The sequence below is a fragment of the Curtobacterium sp. B8 genome, assembly GCF_000333315.1.
In the GTDB taxonomy this organism is placed as follows: Bacteria; Actinomycetota; Actinomycetes; order Actinomycetales; family Microbacteriaceae; genus Curtobacterium; species Curtobacterium luteum.
The window spans coordinates 1-3,065 of record NZ_BACW01000229.1; the positions used below are offsets into that span (position 1 = coordinate 1).

General features: G+C 70.1%; 3 protein-coding genes. All 3 read right to left on the bottom strand.

Annotated features, from left to right (window positions below):
• On the bottom strand, positions 1-936 hold a 936-nt coding region (locus I59_RS20695), incomplete at its 3' end, for a penicillin-binding transpeptidase domain-containing protein (protein ID WP_376764445.1).
• A 62-nt stretch (positions 937-998) separates the two neighbouring features.
• Positions 999-2,252, bottom strand: a complete 1,254-nt coding sequence (locus I59_RS20700) for a transglycosylase domain-containing protein (protein ID WP_148286106.1) — start codon at positions 2,250-2,252, stop codon at positions 999-1,001.
• Positions 2,253-2,485: 233 nt separating this feature from the next.
• Positions 2,486-3,065 (bottom strand): alpha/beta hydrolase (locus I59_RS05780; protein ID WP_031273045.1); only part of this gene is annotated, 580 nt, incomplete at its 5' end.

The following is a 3,065-nucleotide window of genomic DNA, read 5'->3' on the forward strand; positions in this document are numbered from 1 at the left end:
GCCCCGGCTGCTGCTGATCCCCGTCGTCGACTGTTCGCCCGGCGTGGCCGGCGTCCCCGTCCCGTCGCCCGACTGCGATCCGGACGACGACGAAGACGACGAGGACGACGAAGACGACGACACGTGCCCGATCATCGCCGGGTCCGGCGTGGGGAGGGCGTCGCCGCCGTAGTGCCCGTCGAGGTAGGTCATCATCTGCTTGCCGACGCCGAACTTCGCGCTGTACCCGGTCGTGCCCTGCAGGAACTGCGTGTTCGCGAGCCCGACGTTCCCCTGCACGTTGCCGATCCAGGTGGCGTTCGTGTACTTCGTGGTCGACGCGACGAGCCAGTTCTGCACGTCGCCGTCGGTCGTCCCGGTCTTCGCGAACTTCGGCGTCGCGTCGCCCGGGTTCGCGCTGGCCGCGGTGCCGTTGCCCTTGAGGACCCCCTGCAGCGCGTAGTCGACCGTCCCGGCGACCGCGGGGTCGACGCCCTGCGTGCAGGAGGACTTCGTCGGCGTGATCTTCGTGCCGTCCGCCTCGGTCACCGAGTCGATCGCGGTCGGGGTGCACACGACACCGCCGTTCGCGAACCCGGCGTACGCCTCGGCGAGGTCGATCGGCGACAGGTTGTTCGTGCCGAGGATCATCGACGGCACGGAGCTGATCTTCCCGCCGTTCGCGAGGTGGATCCCCATGTTGGCCGCGAGCTTGGCGATGGTGCACAGGTCGAGCTGCTTGCCCATCGCCGCGAACGCGGTGTTGATCGACTCGCTCGTCGCGTCCTGCACGGTCATCGAGGACGGCACCGCTTCGGCGTTGGCGACGTTCCAGTTCGGCCCGGCGATGTTCACGCACGAGTTCGTGAACTCCGAGGTCGGGTACGAGTGCTCGGTCGTGCCGACGCTGTCGCTCAGCGTGTGTCCGGTCGCCAGCCACTCGGCCAGGGTGAACACCTTGAAGGTCGAGCCGGTCTGGAACCCGCCGGAGTTCCCGTACGCCGTGTCCGCGCTTTAGTTCACCCCGGTGGTGCGGGCGCAATGCTTTCCCCCTGCGTGTAGGCGGTGTTCTGCACCATCGACAGGATCCGTCCGGTGCCCGGTTCGACCGTGACGTTCGAGCCGCCCACGTCGACGCCCGCCATCGTCGCGGGGACGTACGCGGACAGGGACGACTGCGCCTGGCTCTGCAGGTCGAGGTCGAGCGAGGTGTGGATCTGCAGGCCCTTGGTGTCGAGGGTCGCGATGCGCTCGGCCAGGGTCTTCCCGAACGCCGGGTCCTGCAGCACCTCGTCGCGGACGTAGTCGCAGAAGTAGCCGGCGTCGTACGACGTGGCGGCCGTCGAGCACCCGTTCGCGGTCGCGGTGATGTGCGGCTGCACCGGCGTCGCGATCGCGGCCGTCATCTGCGCCTTCGTGATCGAGTGGTGCGCCTCCATGCGGCGGAGGACGTAGTCGCGGCGCTCCTTCGTCAGCGCGTACCCGTTCGCCGTGCCGTTGTCCTTGTCGTTCGGCTCGTCGATGCGCAGGTTCGACGGGTTGTTGAGGATCGCGACGAGCGTCGCGGACTGCACGAGCGAGAGGTCCTTCGCGTGGACCCCGAAGTAGTACTCCGCGCCGGCCTCGGCGCCGTAGACCCGGCCGCCGAGCCCCACGATGTTGAGGTAGCCCGTGAGGATCTGGTCCTTCGAGTACTTCTTGTTGACCGCGATCGCGTAGCGCATCTCCTGCAGCTTGCGCTGCGGCGTCACGCCCGCGGCGTCCTGGTAGCAGGCGTCGACCTTCGCCTGCGTCTGCGCGGCGGTCTTCCCGGTCAGCGACTCGCACTGCTGCACGAGCACGTTCTTGACGTACTGCTGCGTGATGCTGGAACCACCCTGCACGTCGCCGCCGACAGCGGTCGCCGCTGCGCCGCGGAGGGTGCCGATGACGTCGATGCCGCCCTCGTCGTAGAAGCGCGGGTCCTCGGTGTCGACAGCCGCCTCCTTGAGGCTGTCGGCCATCTGCGCGCTCGTGACGTTGGTGCGGTTCTCCGCGTAGAAGGAGGCGATCTTGACCTGCTGGCCGCCCTTGGTCGCGTAGACGGTGGACACCTGCTGCGGCGTCTGGATGTCGAGGTAGTCCGGCAGGTCCTCGAAGAAGGACGCCGCGCCGGACGCGCCCTCACCGACCACGGCCACGGCGGGCGTGACGGCGACGGTCACGAGCATGCCCGCGAGCACGGACATGCCGAGGAACGTCAGGAGGGCAGCCGGCCACCGCATCACACGCATGGCGAGCACGCTAGGTGGGTGCCCTGGGTTGGTTCTGGCGCGGAACCACCGCAGACTGCACCGTCGCACAGGTTCCCGTTCAGGCAGCGGGTGGCGCGGCTCGCGCCCCGCACGGGGACGGGGATCCGGACGGGAGGCACGGTGCCGGTCCGTCGGGTCGGCCGGCGGTCACGATCTGGTCACGACGGGACCGCGGCGGCCTCGGCGGTGATCGCCGGTGGCGCCGTGCGCGATCAGTCGCGCGGCTGGAGGTCCTGCGGACGCACGAGGTACATGTCCGGGGTCCCCGGCACGCCGTCGTCGCTGGGCCCCTCGCCGCGGCGCAGCTGCTCGCGCACGAGGTCACCGCGGCCGACCGCGATGAGCGCGACGTCGTGCAGGGAAGCCGTCCCGGGCTTGAGGTAGTCGTTGTGGCCCGAGGGACGCCGGAAGACGTCCCCCGCGGCGTCGGTGTCGGCACTGGCCGCGAGGTCGAGCGATGTCGACCCGAAGGACGCCGACCCGGGATCGGTACCGAAGTACCCGGAGCCCGCGATCGGGTCGCTGTGCGCACCGCCGACGAAGACCTCGCCCGACGTCACCGCCAGTTGCGAGGCGTGCCGCACCGAGCTGCCGGGCGACCCGAGCACCGTGAGGCTGTCCGCCTCCATCCGTCCCGACGCGAGTGCGATGAGCGCCGTGGTCGACCCGTAGGAGTGCGCCACGATGTTGAGCCGCGGCTGCTCGGCACCGCGGACCGTGCGCAGCCCGTCGACGGCCCGTTCGAGCCGCTCGGCGCCGGTCTGCGCGAGCCCGAGCGACAGGATGTCGACA